Below are 15,905 nucleotides of genomic sequence, written 5' to 3' on the forward strand. Positions count from 1 at the left end.
ACGTCTGGAACAACCTCGGCAACGCACTCGGAGCACTTCGGCGCCACGACGAAGCACACGCGGCGCACCAAACCGCCCTCCAGCTCCACCAGCAGACAGGCGACGTGAGCGGCCAAGCCGACGTTTGGACGAACCTTGGCAACGCACTCGGAGAGCTCCGGCGATACGACGAAGCACACACCGCGCACCAAACCGCCCTCCAGCTGTACCAGCAGACAGGCGACACCCACAGCCAAGCCATCGTCTGGAACAACCTCGGCGTCGCAGAGCGCAATCTGGAGCACTACCCAGAGGCCCTCGCGGCGGGAGAGAAGGCGGTCGCCATGCTGGCCATGGAGGAAGACTGGGCGCGCGCTGGGGAAGCATGGGGCGAGCTCGCCACCAGTTTGGCTAAATCCGGTGCCGAGCCGTCCCGGGTTCGGGAAGCATGGGAACAGTCTGCCGCTGCGTATACCTGCGCTGGCGATGACGAAGCGGCAACCACTTCCCGTGCAAACGCCGAAAACCCACCACCACGCGACTGATCACTCTCAGTGGATGCATGCCACCTGGGCGGCGGCCGGAGCGAGCGAAGACAGGGGCGGCGACCCGGACGATGGGCCGCACGCCCCGCGCGTGGGGGACGCGCTCCCTGGATGAAGTAGAGAGAGCCATAAGCAGGCGCCGCACGGTTGCTCTATGGACGTACGAAGACCGCAGTCGCTTGCTGCGTGGCCAGCGGGTTCCGCCCAATCTGCCACGATGAAAATCGTTTCAGCCGTGCCGCACCGTCCGTCAGCAGTGCGGCGCGAGCCACGCCGCCCCTCGGGTATGAACCGTGCAGGGCGGCGTTGGCGGCGTGTGGATCTGCCGCTGCCACCCAGTAGCCACCTGGGCGGATTCCGGAGCGCTCTCTCTGTTTCCACAGGTGGGAGTGGAGCGGCCGGCGCTCGGCGGAACTCGGCAGCGCGACCTTCATGGCAGACGGCTCCTCCCGAGCCACCGCTGCCAATCGCATACGAGGCTGCCTCCCCGCTGCCGGACGGCCCAGAGACGGCCCAGCCCCGTTGAAACGCCTCAGGGCCGACGGTTCGCCGCCGTCGGCCCTGATCGTGTTTTCGGGGTCTAACCCGCTCTGACCTGCGCCTACAGCACCGGCAGGTTCTTCCGGAGCTCGAAGGCCGTGACCTCTGAGCGGTACTCCTCCCACTCCTGCTTCTTGTTGCGCAGGAAGAAGTCGAAGACGTGCTCGCCCAGCGTCTCCGCCACCAGTTCGCTCTTCTCCATCAGCGCGATCGCCTCGCCCAGGTTCTGCGGCAGCGGTTCGATGCCCATCGCGCGGCGTTCCGCGTCCGAGAGGGCCCACACGTCGTCGTCCGCGCCCGCCGGGAGTTCGTAGCCCTCCTCGATGCCCTTGAGGCCCGCCGCCAGGAGGACCGCGTAGGTCAGGTAGGGGTTGGCGCCGGAGTCGATCGAGCGGACCTCGACGCGGGACGAGCCCGTCTTGCCCGGCTTGTACATCGGGACGCGGATCAGGGCCGAGCGGTTGTTGTGGCCCCAGCAGATGTACGAGGGGGCCTCGCCGCCCGCACCCGCGCTGCGGGCCGAGCCGCCCCAGATGCGCTTGTAGGAGTTGACCCACTGGTTGGTGACGGCCGAGATCTCGGCCGCGTGCTTCAGCAGGCCGGCGATGAAGGAGCGGCCCACCTTGGAGAGCTGGTACTCCGCACCCGACTCGTAGAACGCGTTGCGGTCGCCCTCGAAGAGGGAGAGGTGGGTGTGCATGCCCGAGCCCGGGTACTCCGAGAACGGCTTCGGCATGAACGTGGCCTGCACGCCCTGCTCCAGCGCCACCTGCTTCATGACCAGGCGGAAGGTCATGATGTTGTCGGCCGTGGACAGCGCGTCGGCGTAGCGGAGGTCGATCTCCTGCTGGCCCGGGGCGCCCTCGTGGTGGGAGAACTCCACCGAGATGCCCATCGACTCCAGCATCGTGATGGCCTGGCGGCGGAAGTCCATGCCCACGTTCTGCGGGGTGTGGTCGAAGTAGCCCGAGTTGTCGGCGGGGGTCGGCTTCGTGCCGTCCAGCGGCTTGTCCTTCAGCAGGAAGAACTCGATCTCGGGGTGGGTGTAGAAGGTGAAGCCCAGGTCCGAGGTCTTTGCCAGGATGCGCTTGAGGACGAAGCGCGGGTCCGCGAAGGACGGTGAGCCGTCCGGCATGAGGATGTCGCAGAACATCCGGGCCGTGCCCGGAGCCTCCGCGCGCCACGGCAGGATCTGGAACGTGCTCGGATCCGGCTTGGCGATCATGTCCGACTCGTATACGCGGGCGAAGCCCTCGATGGCGGAGCCGTCGAAGCCGATGCCCTCGTCGAACGCCTGCTCAAGCTCGGCGGGCGCCACGGCCACCGACTTCAGGAAGCCGAGCACGTCGGTGAACCACAGCCGCACGAACCGGATGTCACGCTCTTCGAGCGTCCGGAGCACGAATTCCTGCTGCTTGTCCATTTCCACACCCATCTTTGCTGGTCAGGCCGCCTGTTCCCACCGCCTCGGGCACATCGGGGGGCACCTGAGCATCCCACCACATGGTTTCGCGCACGTTGCACACCCATAGTGCCTGCTCGGGTGTGACTCAGGTAACGGTGGACAGGCCGGTTCCGGGCGTCCGCTCCCCCTGTGGTTCCCCCGCACTTCCCCCGTACTTCCCCCCGGATCCCCACTCCCGGCCCATGGGCCACTACGATCTCCGCACATGGGGGGCCCTCCACTCGTACGCCTGTCCAGGCGCGCGCGTCCCATGGCACTGGCGAGTGCCGTGGCGACGCTCCTCGCCGCGCTCTTCGTCTGTCTGGGTGCCGGCGACACGGCCTCCGCCCACGACGAGACCACCCGGGCGCACCACCGGGTCGCGGCCCACGTGAACGAGTACGTCTGCCCGTACGACCGAGGCGACTGCTCGCTGTTCCCCTCGCTCAGCCCGGCGGTGCTCACCGCGCCGCCGCTCGACCCTCCGCAGCACGCGGAGGGCCGGCTCCCGGGCCCCGTACCGGCGTACGACACCGGCCGGGCGCTCCGTCCCGACGCGCAGCCCCGCGCACCGGACCTGCACGTCCTTCAAGTAATGCGGACGTAGCCGGCGGGCCGCATCCGCCCCCGCCCCCGGCTCACGCCCGATGCCTGACGCCACCCCACATCCGAGAAGGACGACATTCACATGGCCGCCAACCGCTCCTCCAACGCCGACCGCCGCGCCCGAATAGAGGAGATGCGCCGGGCCGAGCAGGCCCGCGAGCGCCGCAACCGCTTCCTCACCATCGGTGTCTCCACCGTCGTCGTCCTGAGCCTCGTCGGCTTCGGCGGCTACGTGCTCAACAAGGAGTCCGAGAAGAAGGAGCAGAAGGAGGCCGCCGCGAAGGCCCCCATCAAGGACGAGAAGTCCTGGGACGCCAAGAAGCTCGGCCGCAACCACGTGACGACCCCGGTGGCCTACGAGATGAAGCCCCCGGTCGGCGGTGACCACGACCAGGTCTGGCAGAACTGCGACGGCGACGTCTACACGGCGAAGATCGCCGAGATGAACGCGGTGCACTCGCTGGAGCACGGAGCCGTCTGGGTCACGTACAACAAGAAGGCCGACGAGGCCGAGGTGAAGAAGCTGGCCGAGAAGGTCGGCAAGACCCCGTACTCGCTGATGAGCCCGGTCGACGACCAGACCGGCGCGATCATGCTGAGCGCCTGGGGCAAGCAGGTGACCGTGGACAGCGCGAGCGACCCGCGCGTCGACGCCTTCTTCACCAAGTACGTGCAGGGCCCGCAGACCCCCGAGCCCGGCGCGGCATGCACCGGCGGTGTCGGGGCCACCCAGTGAAGCTGACCCGTACGCACGGGGCGTCGATCGCCGCCGTCGTCCTCGCGCTGCTCTTCGCCGGGGGCGCCGTCACGGTCGCCTCGGCGGAGCGCGAGGAGGCTCCGGCGTCCCCCGTGCCGGCCTCGGCCGACGCGGGCTTCGCCCGAGACATGGCGGTCCACCACCAGCAGGCCGTCGAGATGTCGTTCATCGTCCGGGACCGCACCGAGGACGAGGAGGTGCGCCGGCTGGCGTACGACATCGCCAACACCCAGGCCAACCAGCGCGGCATGATGCTGGGCTGGCTGGACATGTGGGGCCTGCCGAAGGTCGAGTCGGGCACCGAGCCGATGGCCTGGATGGGCATGGACGGGCACGGCGGCACCGGCCCGCTCGACGGGGCACTGATGCCGGGCATGGCGACCAAGACCGAGCTGGAGCAGCTGCGCAGGGCCAGTGGCAAGGAGGCGGAGATCCTCTACCTCCAGCTGATGACCGACCACCACAAGGGCGGTGTGCACATGGCCCAGGGCTGTGTGGACAAGTGCTCCGTGGAGATCGAGAAGAACCTGGCGCAGGGCATGGTCGACGCCCAGGAGTCGGAGATCGCCCTCATGGCGGATCTGCTGAAGGCGCGGGGCGGGAAGCCGCGCGCCTGACGGCCGGCAGACAGCGGGCCGGGCCCCCGTGACCCCAGCGGTCGCGGGGGCCGCCGCGTACGCGGACAATGGTTTGCGCTCGGGGACGTACGTACGACGACGTTTCTACGGAGGTACGCACCCCATGACCACGGCGAAGGACATCATGCATCCCGGGGCCCAGTGGATCCCCCGGCACGAAACGCTCGACCGCGCGGCTCAGCTGATGCGCGACCTCAATGTGGGCGCGCTGCCCATAGCCGACGAGAACGAGCGGCTGTGCGGCATCATCACGGACCGCGACATCGTGGTCGGCTGTGTCGCGATGGGCCATGACCCGGCGAAGGTGACCTGCGGAGAGATGGCGCAGGGCACTCCGCGCTGGATCGAGGCGGGTTCGGATGTGAGCCAGGTTCTCGACGAGATGACGGGGCACCAGATCAAGCGGCTGCCGGTCATCGAGAACAAGCGTCTCGTGGGGATGATCAGCGAGGCCGATCTGGCGCAGCATCTGAACGACGAGCAGATCAAGGAGTTCTGCGCGACCGTCTACGCCTCCTCCTGATCCCGTACCGCGCGCGCCACGGCGTCCGGGCGGTCCCACATCATCAGATGGCCCGACGGCTCGACCGCCTCGTAGCGGGCGCCGAGCCGTCGGGCCAGTGCGCGCTGGCGGCTCGCCCAGCGGGCGGAGCCGTCGGGGGCGGCGAGGACGGTGACGGGGCGGCCCTGCGGCAGCGGGAACCGCTCGCGCAGGGCGAGGAGTTCGGCGGCGACGGCGCGGTAGTGGGTGTTCTCCAGGAGCGTTCCGTGGAGCACGCGCGAGGTGGAGTACACGCGTCGTACGAGGTCGGCGGGTGCCGGGTCCCCGCCCGCGGCGCGGGAGAGCCGTACGGTGGCGTGGCGGGCCGCGGGGCCGATGGCGGCCGGGGCGCCGGCGGCCGACAGCAGGGTCCCGAGGCCGCGGGCGGCGGCGGTGCGCAGGGCGGGGGCGGCGGGGGTACGGGCGTGCTCCTCGACGGACGCGTCGACGAGGACGATCCCGGCGGTACGGTCCGGGTGGAGGCGCGCGAAGGCCTCCGCGTGGAACCCGGCGATGGAGTGCCCGACGACGGTGACCGGCCCGGGCAGGGAGAGCGCGTCCAGAAGGCCCGCGATGCGGTGCGCCTCGCCCGTGGCGCTGGGCGGGACGGCGGCCGGGGCGGAGAGGCCGTGGCCGGGCCGGTCGAAGCGGACGACCGTGCGGTGGGGGGTGAGCAGCGGGACGACCGCGTCCCAGTCGAACCAACTCATGCCGAGGCCCGCGCTGAGGACGCAGACGGGTCCGGTGCCCTCGGTCACGACGTGATGGGCCACGCCCCCGACCCGTACGAACACGCTCAAGGTCTCTCCCTGGCCACGGAGACGGCGAGTACTGCGAGCCAGAGTGCCACGAGGAGGACCTGGAGCCGCTGGCCGACCCCCAGCGCCCAGGTGCCCCCGCCCGTCTCGAAGGCGGCGACGGCGGTCAGGGTCCAGACGGTGGCGGCGAGTTCGAGGGCGACGAGGACGGCGCCGGTACGGCTGAGGGGCCGCCAGATGCGGTAGCGGCGGGCGGCGAGGGTCAGGGCGATCATGGCGGCCAGCGCCCCTGCCATGGCGAGACCGGAGCTGGCGGCGTGCGCGGTGTGGGTGCCGGGGACCAGGCCGGAGGCCTCGCGGGCGGCGCAGGCCGGGTCGGCGGTGGGGGCGCAGCTGAGCGGCAGCCGGGAGTCGACGGCGGTGGCGGCGCCGAAGAGCGCGAGGGCGAACCAGCCGACGAGGACGAGACGGCGGGGGCGGGGGCGGCCGGAGTCCGTCGGCTGCCGACGGGTCGCCAGGAGCGCCGTGGTGGCCGCCGCGAGGACGAGGAGGCCTGCCGTGAGGTCGGTCGCGCGGAAGAGGCCGCCGAGCGGCTGGTCGGTGGCGGCGAGTTCGGAGACGTACGTCCGCACCGGGTCGAGCCCGGTCCTGACGACGGCTTCGAGGGCCCAGGCGGTGTACGCGAGCGCGCCGAGGACGAGGAGGACCGCGGTGACTCGCGCGGCACTGCCGGGACGAGAAGTGGACATAGTGGTACGGATGTTATGCGGACGCTGCCGGGTCCCACCGGCCGGGGTGCGACCGGCCGGCCGGCGACCACCACCGATTGATCACAAAATCCCTGGCTCCTCCATAATCAGCTGGCTTAACGTCAACACCCTGACCACCTCGGAGGATGCCGCATGACCACGCCCATGAACGCCCCAGGCCAGAACCCCTGGGGGCAGCCGCCGACCGGCATGCCCGGGATGCCGCCGCAGCCGCCGTTCCAGCAGCCGCGCAACGGGCTCGGGGTGACCGCTCTCGTCCTCGGCATCGTGGGCCTGCTCTTCGCGATCATCCCGTTCCTGTTCTGGCTCGGCGGGATCCTGGGCCTGCTGGCCCTCATATTCGGCATCATCGGCCACTCCCGCGCGCGTAAGGGCGAGGCGACGAACAAGGGGATGGCCCTCACCGGCCTCATCCTCGGCGCGCTCTCCATCGTCGTCTCGATCATCTGGCTGATCGTCGTCGCCACCGCGGTGAAGGACGTCGCGGACGAGATCGACAAGGAGATCAAGAAGCAGGAGAAGGCCACCGCCGCTCCCGCCAAGCCCGGTGCGGAGGCCACGGACGCCGAGCCGACCGAGGCCGCGCCGACGGCGCTGAAGTTCGGTCAGACCTTCGCGTACGAGGACGGGATCAAGGTGACCGTCTCCAAGCCGCGCGCCTACAAGCCCGACCAGTTCGCCGCCGGGCACGCCAAGGGCAACAGCGCGTTCCAGGTGACGGTCACGATCGTCAACGGCAGCAAGGAGACCCTCGACGTCACCGGCGCCCTGGTGGACGCGAGCGACGCGGAGGGCGCGCGGGCCGAGCCGGTCTTCGACGGCAGCAACGCCACGCAGATGTTCCAGGGCAACGTGCTGCCCGGCAAGCAGGCCAAGTCCGACTTCACGTTCTCGGTCTCGCCGAAGGCGGACGGGGAGCTGCAGGTCCAGCTGAGCCCGACGATCCTCGACCACGAGGAAGCGATCTGGCTCGGCCCGACGAAGTAGCCGAACGCGCGGCGCGGGGCCGGGCCCCCCCCCCCCGGGGGGGGGCCCCCCCCCCCCCCCCGCCGGGGCCCCCCCCCCCCCCGGGGGGCCGCCCCCCCCCCCCCCCCCGGGGGGGGCCCCCCCCCCCGCCGCGCCGTCGGCCGTCGTCGTCCGGCGGCCGGGGCCGAGCAGCCACCCCGGCCCCGGCCTGACCACACCGATCCTGGCCGTCGTCAGGACATAGCGTCGGTCTGACGATTACACTGGGCACGTGCCTCAACTACGCCTCGCTCTGAATCAGATCGACTCGACCGTCGGCGATCTCGCCGGGAACGCCGAGGCGATCGTCCACTGGACCCGGCACTCCGCCGAGCAGGGCGCGCATCTGGTCGCGTTCCCGGAGATGGTGCTGACCGGCTACCCCGTCGAGGACCTCGCGCTGCGCTCGTCCTTCGTCGAGGCGTCCCGGGACGCCCTGCGGGCGCTCGCCCGGCGCCTCGACGCCGCGGGTTTCGGGGAGCTCCCCGTGATCGTCGGCTATCTCGACCGTTCGGACCGCGCCAAGCCCCGCCTCGGCCGGCCCGCCGGGTCCCCCGAGAACGCCGCCGCCGTGCTCCACCGCGGCGAGGTGGTGCTGCGCTTCGCCAAGCACCACCTCCCCAACTACGGCGTCTTCGACGAGTACCGCTACTTCGTCCAGGGCGACACCATGCCCGTCGTCCGGGTCCACGGCGTCGACGTGGCGCTCGCGATCTGCGAGGACCTGTGGCAGGACGGCGGCCGGGTTCCGGCGGCCCGCAGCGCGGGTGCCGGGCTGCTCGTCTCGATCAACGCCTCGCCCTACGAGCAGGACAAGGACGACACGCGCCTCGAACTGGTCCGCAAGCGCGCCCAGGAGGCGGGCTGCACCACGGCCTATCTCGCGATGATGGGCGGCCAGGACGAGCTGGTCTTCGACGGCGACTCGATCGTCGTCGACGCGAGCGGCGAAGTCGTCGCGCGCGCCCCGCAGTTCTCCGAGGGCACGGTGATCGTCGACCTCGACCTGCCGGCCGCCTCCCCCGACGCGCCCACCGGCGTCGTCGACGACGGGCTGCGGATCGAGCGGGTGGTCCTCTCCGAGGAGCCGCTGCCCGCGTACGAGCCGGAGCTGACCGGCGGGTACGCGGACCGGCTCGACGACGACGAGGAGGTCTACTCGGCGCTGGTCGTGGGCCTGCGCGCGTACGCCGCGAAGAACGGCTTCCGCTCGGTCCTCATCGGCCTCTCCGGCGGTATCGACTCGGCACTGGTCGCCGCGATCGCCTGCGACGCGGTGGGCGCGCAGAACGTGTACGGCGTCTCGATGCCGTCCAAGTACTCCTCGGACCACTCACGCGGCGACGCCGCCGAACTGGCCCGCCGTACCGGCCTCAACTTCCGTACGGTGTCGATCGAGCCGATGTTCGACGCGTACATGGGCGCCCTGGGGCTCACCGGTCTCGCGGAGGAGAACCTCCAGTCCCGGCTGCGCGGCACGATGCTGATGGCGCTCTCCAACCAGGAGGGCCACATCGTCCTCGCGCCGGGCAACAAGTCCGAGCTGGCGGTGGGGTATTCGACCCTGTACGGCGACTCGGTCGGGGCGTACGGACCCATCAAGGACGTCTACAAGTCGACCGTGTTCCGGCTGGCGCGCTGGCGCAACCGGGCGGCCGAGGAGCGCGGCATGACGCCGCCGATCCCGGAGAGCTCGATCACCAAGCCGCCGAGCGCCGAGCTGCGCCCGGGGCAGGTGGACACCGACTCGCTGCCGGACTACGACGTCCTGGACCGGATCCTCGCGCTGTACGTCGACCGCGACCAGGGCAAGGACGCCATCGTCGCGGCCGGCTTCGACGAGGAGCTGGTGGCGCGGACGCTGCGGATGGTGGACACGGCGGAGTACAAGCGACGCCAGTACCCGCCGGGTACCAAGATCTCGGCCAAGGGCTTCGGCAAGGACCGCCGCCTGCCGATCACGAACCGCTGGCGGGAGACGACGAGCCACTGACCGCTCGTTCGGCGGCCGGGGCGCCTCCCGCGACGACGCGGGAGGCGTGCCCGGTCGTACGGGTGCGGTCCAGCAGGCCCGCCACCGCGGCGATCGCCAGGCCGACCACCGCCAGGACCGCACCGACCAGGGTCGGGGAGCTCCAGCCCCAGCCGGCCGCGACGGCCGCGCCGCCCGCCCAGGCGCCGCCCGCGTTGGCGAGGTTGAAGGCGGAGTGGTTGGAGGCGGAGGCCAGCGTCGGCGCGTCCTTGGCCTTGTTCATGACCAGCATCTGGAGCGGGGTGGTGGTCATGAAGCCGACGGCGCCGAGGACGACGACGGTCACGAGCGCCAGCCACGGCACATGGATCGTGAAGCGGAAGGCGACCAGGACGAGCGCGAGGGCGGTGAGGGAGCCGTACAGCGTCGGTCGCAGCGCCCGGTCGGTCAGCGGGCCCGCGGCGAGCGCGCCGGCCGTCATGCCGATGCCGAAGAGGGCGAGGACGAGGGTGACCGAGGACTCGCCGAAGCCCATCACCTCGGTGGTCATCGAGGCGAGGTAGGAGTAGACGGCGAAGACGCCCGCGAAGCCGAAGACCGCGGTGAGCAGGCCCAGCAGGACCTGAGGCCGGCCGAGCGCGCGCACCTCGCGGCCCAGGCTCTGGCGTTCGTCGACGGGGACGTACGGCACGAGCCGGGCGAGCGCCGCCATGGCCAGCAGGCCGATGACGGTGACGACGAGGAAGGTGGCCCGCCAGCCGAGGTGCTGGCCGAGCAGGGTCGCGGCCGGTACGCCGAGGATGTTGGCGACCGTGAGTCCCAGGAACATCGTGGCGACCGCCCGAGCCTGCCGGCCCTCGGCCACGAGCCGCGCGGCGACGACGGCGCCGACGCCGAAGAACGCGCCGTGCGGGAGCCCGGCCAGGACCCGGCCCGCGACCAGCCAGCCGAAGCCGGGTGCGAGCGCGGACGCCAGGTTGCCGACGACGAACAGCGCCATCAGCAGGAGCAGCATCTTCTTGCGCGGCACGCGCGAGCCGAGGGCGGTGAGCAGCGGGGCGCCGATGACGACGCCGATCGCATACGCGGAGACCAGGTGGCCGGCGGTGGGGACGGAGGTGCCGAGGTCGTCGGCGACGTTGGGCAGCAGGCCCATCATCACGAACTCGGTCGTGCCGATGCCGAAGGCGGAGACGGCGAGCGCGAACAGCGCCAGGGGCATGGGAGAAGCCTTTCCAGGGAATAGTTCTTCGACTGAACAAATACTCTCAGCCGAAATGTTCCCGGCGGCCTCCCCCAGGTGACGGGAAGGTTTCGACCCGGCCGCGATCAGGGCCGTCCGACGACCGGAGCGGATCAGAACCGTACGAGCGTCGGAGCCGTACGAGCGTCAGAGCTTGATGCGCGCCGCGATCGGCAGGTGGTCGCTCCTGGTCTCCGGCAGCGTCCACGAGGACATCGGCTCGACGCCCTTCACCAGGATCTGGTCGATCCGCGCCATCGGGAACGAGGCAGGCCAGCTGAAGCCGAAGCCGTCGCCCGAGGCGCCCTGTGTCGAGCGCATCTGCGCGGTGACGGCGTTGAGCGAGCGGTCGTTCATGGTGCCGTTGAGGTCGCCGAGCAGGACGACCCGCTCGTGGGACTCCGCGGCGATGGCCTCGCCCAGCAGGTCCGCGCTGTTGTCGCGCTGGTTGGCGGTGAAGCCCGCGTTCATCTTGACCCGGACGGACGGGAGGTGGGCGACGTAGACGGCGACCTCGGCACCGGGCGCGGAGACCGTGGAGCGCATCGCCCGGGTCCAGCCCATCCCGATGTCGACGGAGTCGGTGCCGTGCAGCGGGTACTTGCTCCACAGGCCGACCGTGCCCTGCACGGAGTGGTACTTGTACGCCTCGGCCAGGCCCTTCTCGTAGACCGGGACCATCTCGCCCTTGAGCTCCTCCAGGGCCACCACGTCCGCGCCGGACTCGGCGATCTGGCGGGCCGTGCCCTCGGGGTCGGGGTTGTCGGCGTTCACGTTGTGGGTGGCGACGGTGAGGTCACCGCCCGCCTCGGACTTGTCGGTGATCAGCCCGCCGAAGAGGTTCACCCAGACCACGGCCGGCAGGAGCAGGGCGATCAGCGCGGTGGCCGAGCGCCGCAGCAGGGCCAGGAGCAGCAGCACCGGCACGAGGACGCCCAGCCAGGGCAGGAAGGTCTCGTTGAGGCTGCCCAGATTTCCGATCCGGTTGGGGATCTCGGCGTGGAAGGCCATCGCCAGCGTGAGAAGCACCGCGCAGACGGCCAGCAGGATGCCGCGGCGCCAGATGCCCCGGTCGCCGCGGAGGCGGTCGAGCGCCGATCGGAACCGGGATCCGGAGCGCTCGTCCCCGGCGCCACCGTTCTCCGTCTCCGCCATGTCCACCCGCGCCATCACTCAGTCCTCACTGCCTTGCCGTCGTGCTGCCGTGCCCCGTGACCCGACGTCGACACTAGGTGATGACGGGTCCTCGGTACTGCCACGGGGGACGACAGGGCCGCGCGGCGGGTTCCCGCGCCCGGCGCGGGGCGGGGTGGCTGTGACAGAACGCGCACATTCGTACGTACGCGCCGAAATTCTGCCGTTGCGGCGGTGTGAACAGCGCCACTTCACCGCACTTCCCCCGTCGCCGCGGGAGGTGCCACCATGGACGTGGTCCGGGGACGCCGTCAGGGCGCCTCGAGATGACGAAGGAGCCGTTCACCATGACGCTTCAGCCTGCCCAGAAGCAGTCCCCCGACAGCAGCAAGGCGCTGTACGGAGGCAAGGGCACGCGCCGTATCACGGTCCACGACATCACCGCTGCCAAGGCCCGCGGCGAGAAGTGGCCGATGCTCACCGCCTACGACGCCATGACCGCGTCCGTCTTCGACGAGGCCGGTATCCCGGTCGTCCTCGTCGGCGACTCCATGGGCAACTGCCATCTCGGCTACGACACCACCGTGCCCGTCACGATGGACGAGATGACCATCCTGTCGGCCGCCGTCGTACGGGGCACCAAGCGCGCCCTCGTCGTCGGCGACCTCCCCTTCGGCTCGTACCAGGAAGGGCCCGTCCAGGCCCTGCGCAACGCGACCCGGCTCGTCAAGGACGCGGGCGTCGGCGCGGTCAAGCTGGAGGGCGGCGAGCGTTCGCTGCCGCAGACCGAGCTGCTCGTCCAGGCCGGGATCCCGGTCATGTCCCACCTGGGCCTGACCCCGCAGTCCGTCAACACCATGGGCTACCGGGTGCAGGGCCGCAGCGACGAGGCCGCGCACCGGCTGCTCAGCGACGCCAAGGCGGCCCAGGACGCGGGCGCCTTCGCCGTCGTCCTCGAACTCGTACCGGCCGAGCTGGCCGCCGAGGTCACCCGCTCCCTGCACATCCCGACCATCGGCATCGGCGCCGGCCCGGACACCGACGCCCAGGTCCTCGTCTGGACCGACATGGCCGGTCTGACCGGCGGCAAGGTGCCGCGCTTCACCAAGCAGTACGCGAACCTGCGCGAGACCCTCGGCGACGCCGCCCGGGCCTTCGCGGAGGACGTCACCGGCGGGGCGTTCCCGGCCGAGGAGCACACCTTCCACTAGCAGGCCTCCGGGGCCCCTTGAGGAGGGCCGTTCGCCTTCCGCTAGGAGGCCTTCGGGCCCCTTGAGGAGGGCCGTTCGATCAGGACAGCCGGCCGCGGGCCGCGCGCGAGCTCTTCGCGCGGCCCGCGGCCAGCCGCTGTTCGAGCCGGGCCCGGCAGTCCGGCCACTCGGCGGCGATGACCGAGTAGAGCGCCGAGTCGCGGAGCCGGCCCTCCTCGCCCTCGACCCATGACGGCGCCCACTGGCGCAACACCCCTTCGAAGCGCGCGCCCACCGCTTCGATCGCGGCGCGCGAACGGCTGTTGCGCGCGTCCGTCTCCAGATCGAGGCGGGGCAGGTCCCAGTTCTCGAAGGCGTGCCGGAACAGCAGGTACTTGGACTCGGTGTTCACGCCCGTGCCCTGCGCGGACGCCGCGAGCCAGGTGTAGCCAACCTCGACGGCGCGCAGTCCGTCCCCCGACGGGGAGAGCCGCGGCGCGCAGTAGGCGGTGACGCCGACAGCGCGCCCCGATGCCCGCTCCACCTGCGCGTACGGCGCCAGCTTCCCGGTGGCGGCCAGGGCGAGCCGGGTCTCGATGTACTCCTCGATCCCGGCCCGCACCGGTACCCGCGTGAAGCGGTAGGAGCCGCGGTCCTCCTCTGCCGCCGCGGCCAGATCCGCCGCGTGGCGTTGGTCCAGCGGCTCCAGGCGCACCAGCGCGCCCTCCAGAAGCGGTCCCTCCAGCGCGAACGTCATCGGTCGCCCCTCCCTCGCGGTTCGCTCGTCGGTTCGGGCCGACAGCGTTCCAGAGCCGCCGCGCGCTGTCGCCCGAATTCGTTCCGACGCCGGTCGGCGGGGTGTCGGACGGCTGTCGGTCTTCTGTCGGTGCGTTGTCAGTGGCGGCTGATCTGATGGTGGCCATGACGCGATCCGCACACAACGCCGTCGAGGTACGAGGCCTCGTGAAGCACTACGGCGAGACGAAGGCCCTCGACGGGGTCGACCTGGACGTCCGGGAGGGCACGGTCCTCGGCGTGCTCGGCCCGAACGGGGCCGGCAAGACCACGCTCGTCCGCTGCCTGTCCACCCTCATCGTCCCGGACTCCGGGACCGCCACCGTCGCCGGCTACGACGTGGTGAAGCAGCCCCGCCAGCTCCGCCGCACGATCGGCCTCACCGGCCAGTACGCCTCGGTCGACGAGAAGCTCTCCGGCTGGGAGAACCTCTACATGATCGGGCGGCTGCTCGACCTCTCGCGCGCGGACGCCCGGCGCCGCGCCGACGACCTCCTGGAGCGGTTCTCGCTGACCGAGGCCGCCAAGCGGCCCGCGATGCAGTACTCCGGCGGTATGCGCCGGCGGCTCGACCTCGCCGCCTCGATGATCGGGCAGCCCGCCGTCCTCTATCTGGACGAGCCCACCACCGGCCTCGACCCGCGCACCCGCAACGAGGTCTGGGACGAGGTGAAGCGGATGGTCGCCGAGGGCGTGACCGTGCTGCTCACCACGCAGTACATGGAGGAGGCGGAGCAGCTCGCGAGCGAGCTGACCGTCATCGACCGCGGCAAGGTCATCGCCAACGGCAAGGTCGACGAGCTCAAGGCCCGCGTCGGCGGCCGCACGCTCACGATCCGCCCGGTGGACCCGGCCGACCTGCCCGCGATGGCGTCGGCGCTGCGCGAGTCGGGCCTGGACGGCATCGCCGGCTCGACCGTCGTCCCCGACGAGGGCGCGCTGTACGTGCCGATCCTGACGGACGAGCAGCTGACCGCCGTCGTCGGCCTGCTGGGCGCGCGGGGCTTCGGCATCGCCCACATCGGCACGCACCTGCCCAGCCTGGACGAGGTCTTCCTCGCCATCACGGGCGAGAAGACCACCGTTTCCGACACGACCCCCGAGGAGGTCGACGCGTGAGCACCACGACGACCACACAGCTCACCAAGGCTCCCGTCGACGCGCCGGGCCCGGCTCCGACGCGTCCGGCGCCCGGCGGTGAGGGCCGGATCGGTCTGCGCGCCAACCTCCGCCACATCGGCGCCCTGGCCCGGCGGAACGCCCTGCAGATCAAGCAGGACCCGGAGTCGATGTTCGACGTCGTCCTGATGCCGATCATCTTCGTCCTGCTCTTCGTGTACGTCTTCGGCGGCGCGATCTCCGGCAAGGGCAACAACGACGCCTACGTCAACTACGTGGTCCCCGGCCTGATGGCCATGATGGGCATGAACATCGCCATGGCCGTGGGCACGGGCATCAACGACGACTTCAAGAAGGGGGTCATGGACCGGTTCCGGACGATGCCGATCGCCCGGTCCTCCGTCCTCATCGCGAAGATCGTCGTCGAGATCGGCCGGATGCTGATCGCCACCGCGATCCTCCTCGGCATGGGCTTCCTGCTGGGCCTGGAGATCAAGGGCTCGATCCTGGACCTGTTCGGCGCCATCGGCCTGTCCATGGTCTTCGGCGCCTCACTGATGTGGATCTTCATCCTGCTCGGTCTCGCGATGAAGACGGCCCAGGCCGTCCAGGGGATGGCCATGATCGTTCTGATGCCGCTGCAGTTCGGCTCGTCGATCTTCGCCCCGCCGACCTCGATGCCCGGCTGGCTGGAGACCTTCACCGACTACAACCCGCTGTCGAACCTCGCCGACGCCGCCCGGGCCATGATCAACGGCACCCCCGTCGGCGACTCGGTGTGGATGACGCTCGGCTGGGCCGTGGTGATCACGGCCGTGACGGCGCCGCTCGCGGTCGCCAAGTTCCGCAAGAAGACCTGAGGCTCACGG

At 70.9% G+C, this 15,905-nt stretch carries 16 protein-coding genes; 10 read left to right on the plus strand and 6 right to left on the minus strand.

Translation table 11 applies throughout. The annotated features are described in order from the left end of the window. Positions 1–524, plus strand: a 524-nt coding sequence (locus tag ACFY8U_RS23100) for a tetratricopeptide repeat protein (RefSeq protein ID WP_389573016.1), incomplete at its 5' end; no start/stop codon positions are given. A 601-nt stretch (positions 525–1,125) separates the two neighbouring features. Here the strand turns inward: ACFY8U_RS23100 and ACFY8U_RS23105 are convergent. Next, the gene (locus tag ACFY8U_RS23105; protein ID WP_352188302.1) at positions 1,126–2,487 is read right to left on the minus strand and encodes a glutamine synthetase family protein; all 1,362 of its coding nucleotides are present in this window, start codon (positions 2,485–2,487) and stop codon (positions 1,126–1,128) included. 292 nt (positions 2,488–2,779) lie between these two features. Between ACFY8U_RS23105 and ACFY8U_RS23110 the strand changes: the two genes are divergently transcribed. From ACFY8U_RS23110 to ACFY8U_RS23125, 4 genes are all read left to right on the plus strand, one after another. Beyond that, the gene (locus ACFY8U_RS23110) at positions 2,780–3,115 is read left to right on the plus strand and encodes a hypothetical protein (protein WP_389573018.1); all 336 of its coding nucleotides are present in this window, start codon (positions 2,780–2,782) and stop codon (positions 3,113–3,115) included. 81 nt (positions 3,116–3,196) lie between these two features. Further along, on the plus strand, positions 3,197–3,850 hold the full coding sequence (locus ACFY8U_RS23115) for a DUF3105 domain-containing protein (protein WP_361593446.1): 654 nt from the start codon (positions 3,197–3,199) through the stop codon (positions 3,848–3,850). 2 nt (positions 3,851–3,852) lie between these two features. Continuing rightward, positions 3,853–4,488: a DUF305 domain-containing protein gene (locus ACFY8U_RS23120; RefSeq protein WP_389573288.1), complete on the plus strand. Its 636-nt coding sequence runs from the start codon at positions 3,853–3,855 to the stop codon at positions 4,486–4,488. A gap of 124 nt (positions 4,489–4,612) precedes the next feature. Beyond that, complete coding sequence (locus tag ACFY8U_RS23125; protein WP_361763223.1) at positions 4,613–5,032, plus strand: CBS domain-containing protein; 420 nt, start codon at positions 4,613–4,615, stop codon at positions 5,030–5,032. Here the strand turns inward: ACFY8U_RS23125 and ACFY8U_RS23130 are convergent. Beyond that, positions 5,017–5,850, minus strand: a complete 834-nt coding sequence (locus tag ACFY8U_RS23130; protein WP_389573020.1) for an alpha/beta fold hydrolase — start codon at positions 5,848–5,850, stop codon at positions 5,017–5,019. The two genes, ACFY8U_RS23125 and ACFY8U_RS23130, sit on opposite strands and share 16 nt — an antisense overlap. After that, positions 5,847–6,557: a DUF998 domain-containing protein gene (locus ACFY8U_RS23135; RefSeq protein WP_389573022.1), complete on the minus strand. Its 711-nt coding sequence runs from the start codon at positions 6,555–6,557 to the stop codon at positions 5,847–5,849. Before ACFY8U_RS23135 ends, ACFY8U_RS23130 begins: the two co-directional genes overlap by 4 nt. 153 nt (positions 6,558–6,710) lie before the next feature. On the opposite strand from ACFY8U_RS23135, the gene ACFY8U_RS23140 reads away from it, so the two are divergent. Further along, positions 6,711–7,565: a DUF4190 domain-containing protein gene (locus tag ACFY8U_RS23140; protein ID WP_389573025.1), complete on the plus strand. Its 855-nt coding sequence runs from the start codon at positions 6,711–6,713 to the stop codon at positions 7,563–7,565. 250 nt (positions 7,566–7,815) lie between these two features. Further along, positions 7,816–9,576 (plus strand): NAD+ synthase, encoded by a 1,761-nt coding sequence (locus ACFY8U_RS23145; protein WP_361593456.1) that lies wholly within the window; start codon positions 7,816–7,818, stop codon positions 9,574–9,576. Here the strand turns inward: ACFY8U_RS23145 and ACFY8U_RS23150 are convergent. Beyond that, positions 9,542–10,777 (minus strand): MFS transporter, encoded by a 1,236-nt coding sequence (locus tag ACFY8U_RS23150; RefSeq protein ID WP_389573028.1) that lies wholly within the window; start codon positions 10,775–10,777, stop codon positions 9,542–9,544. The two genes, ACFY8U_RS23145 and ACFY8U_RS23150, sit on opposite strands and share 35 nt — an antisense overlap. Positions 10,778–10,945: 168 nt before the next feature. Further along, positions 10,946–11,968 (minus strand): endonuclease/exonuclease/phosphatase family protein, encoded by a 1,023-nt coding sequence (locus ACFY8U_RS23155; protein ID WP_389573031.1) that lies wholly within the window; start codon positions 11,966–11,968, stop codon positions 10,946–10,948. Positions 11,969–12,279: 311 nt separating this feature from the next. Between ACFY8U_RS23155 and panB the strand changes: the two genes are divergently transcribed. After that, positions 12,280–13,143: a 3-methyl-2-oxobutanoate hydroxymethyltransferase gene (panB, locus tag ACFY8U_RS23160; RefSeq protein WP_389573033.1), complete on the plus strand. Its 864-nt coding sequence runs from the start codon at positions 12,280–12,282 to the stop codon at positions 13,141–13,143. Between the two features lie 79 nt (positions 13,144–13,222). Here panB and ACFY8U_RS23165 read toward each other — a convergent pair whose 3' ends face one another. Continuing rightward, positions 13,223–13,879: a GNAT family N-acetyltransferase gene (locus ACFY8U_RS23165; RefSeq protein WP_389573036.1), complete on the minus strand. Its 657-nt coding sequence runs from the start codon at positions 13,877–13,879 to the stop codon at positions 13,223–13,225. Positions 13,880–14,043: 164 nt separating this feature from the next. Between ACFY8U_RS23165 and ACFY8U_RS23170 the strand changes: the two genes are divergently transcribed. Further along, positions 14,044–15,036 (plus strand): ATP-binding cassette domain-containing protein, encoded by a 993-nt coding sequence (locus ACFY8U_RS23170; protein WP_389573038.1) that lies wholly within the window; start codon positions 14,044–14,046, stop codon positions 15,034–15,036. After that, a complete protein-coding gene (locus ACFY8U_RS23175) occupies positions 15,033–15,896 on the plus strand; it encodes an ABC transporter permease (protein WP_389573040.1) in 864 nt (287 codons plus the stop codon). The genes ACFY8U_RS23170 and ACFY8U_RS23175 overlap by 4 nt, the downstream gene beginning before the upstream one ends. Positions 15,897–15,905: the final 9 nt, after the last annotated feature.

It is taken from the genome of Streptomyces sp. NPDC012508 (genome assembly GCF_042902595.1).
Taxonomy (GTDB): Bacteria; Actinomycetota; Actinomycetes; order Streptomycetales; family Streptomycetaceae; genus Streptomyces.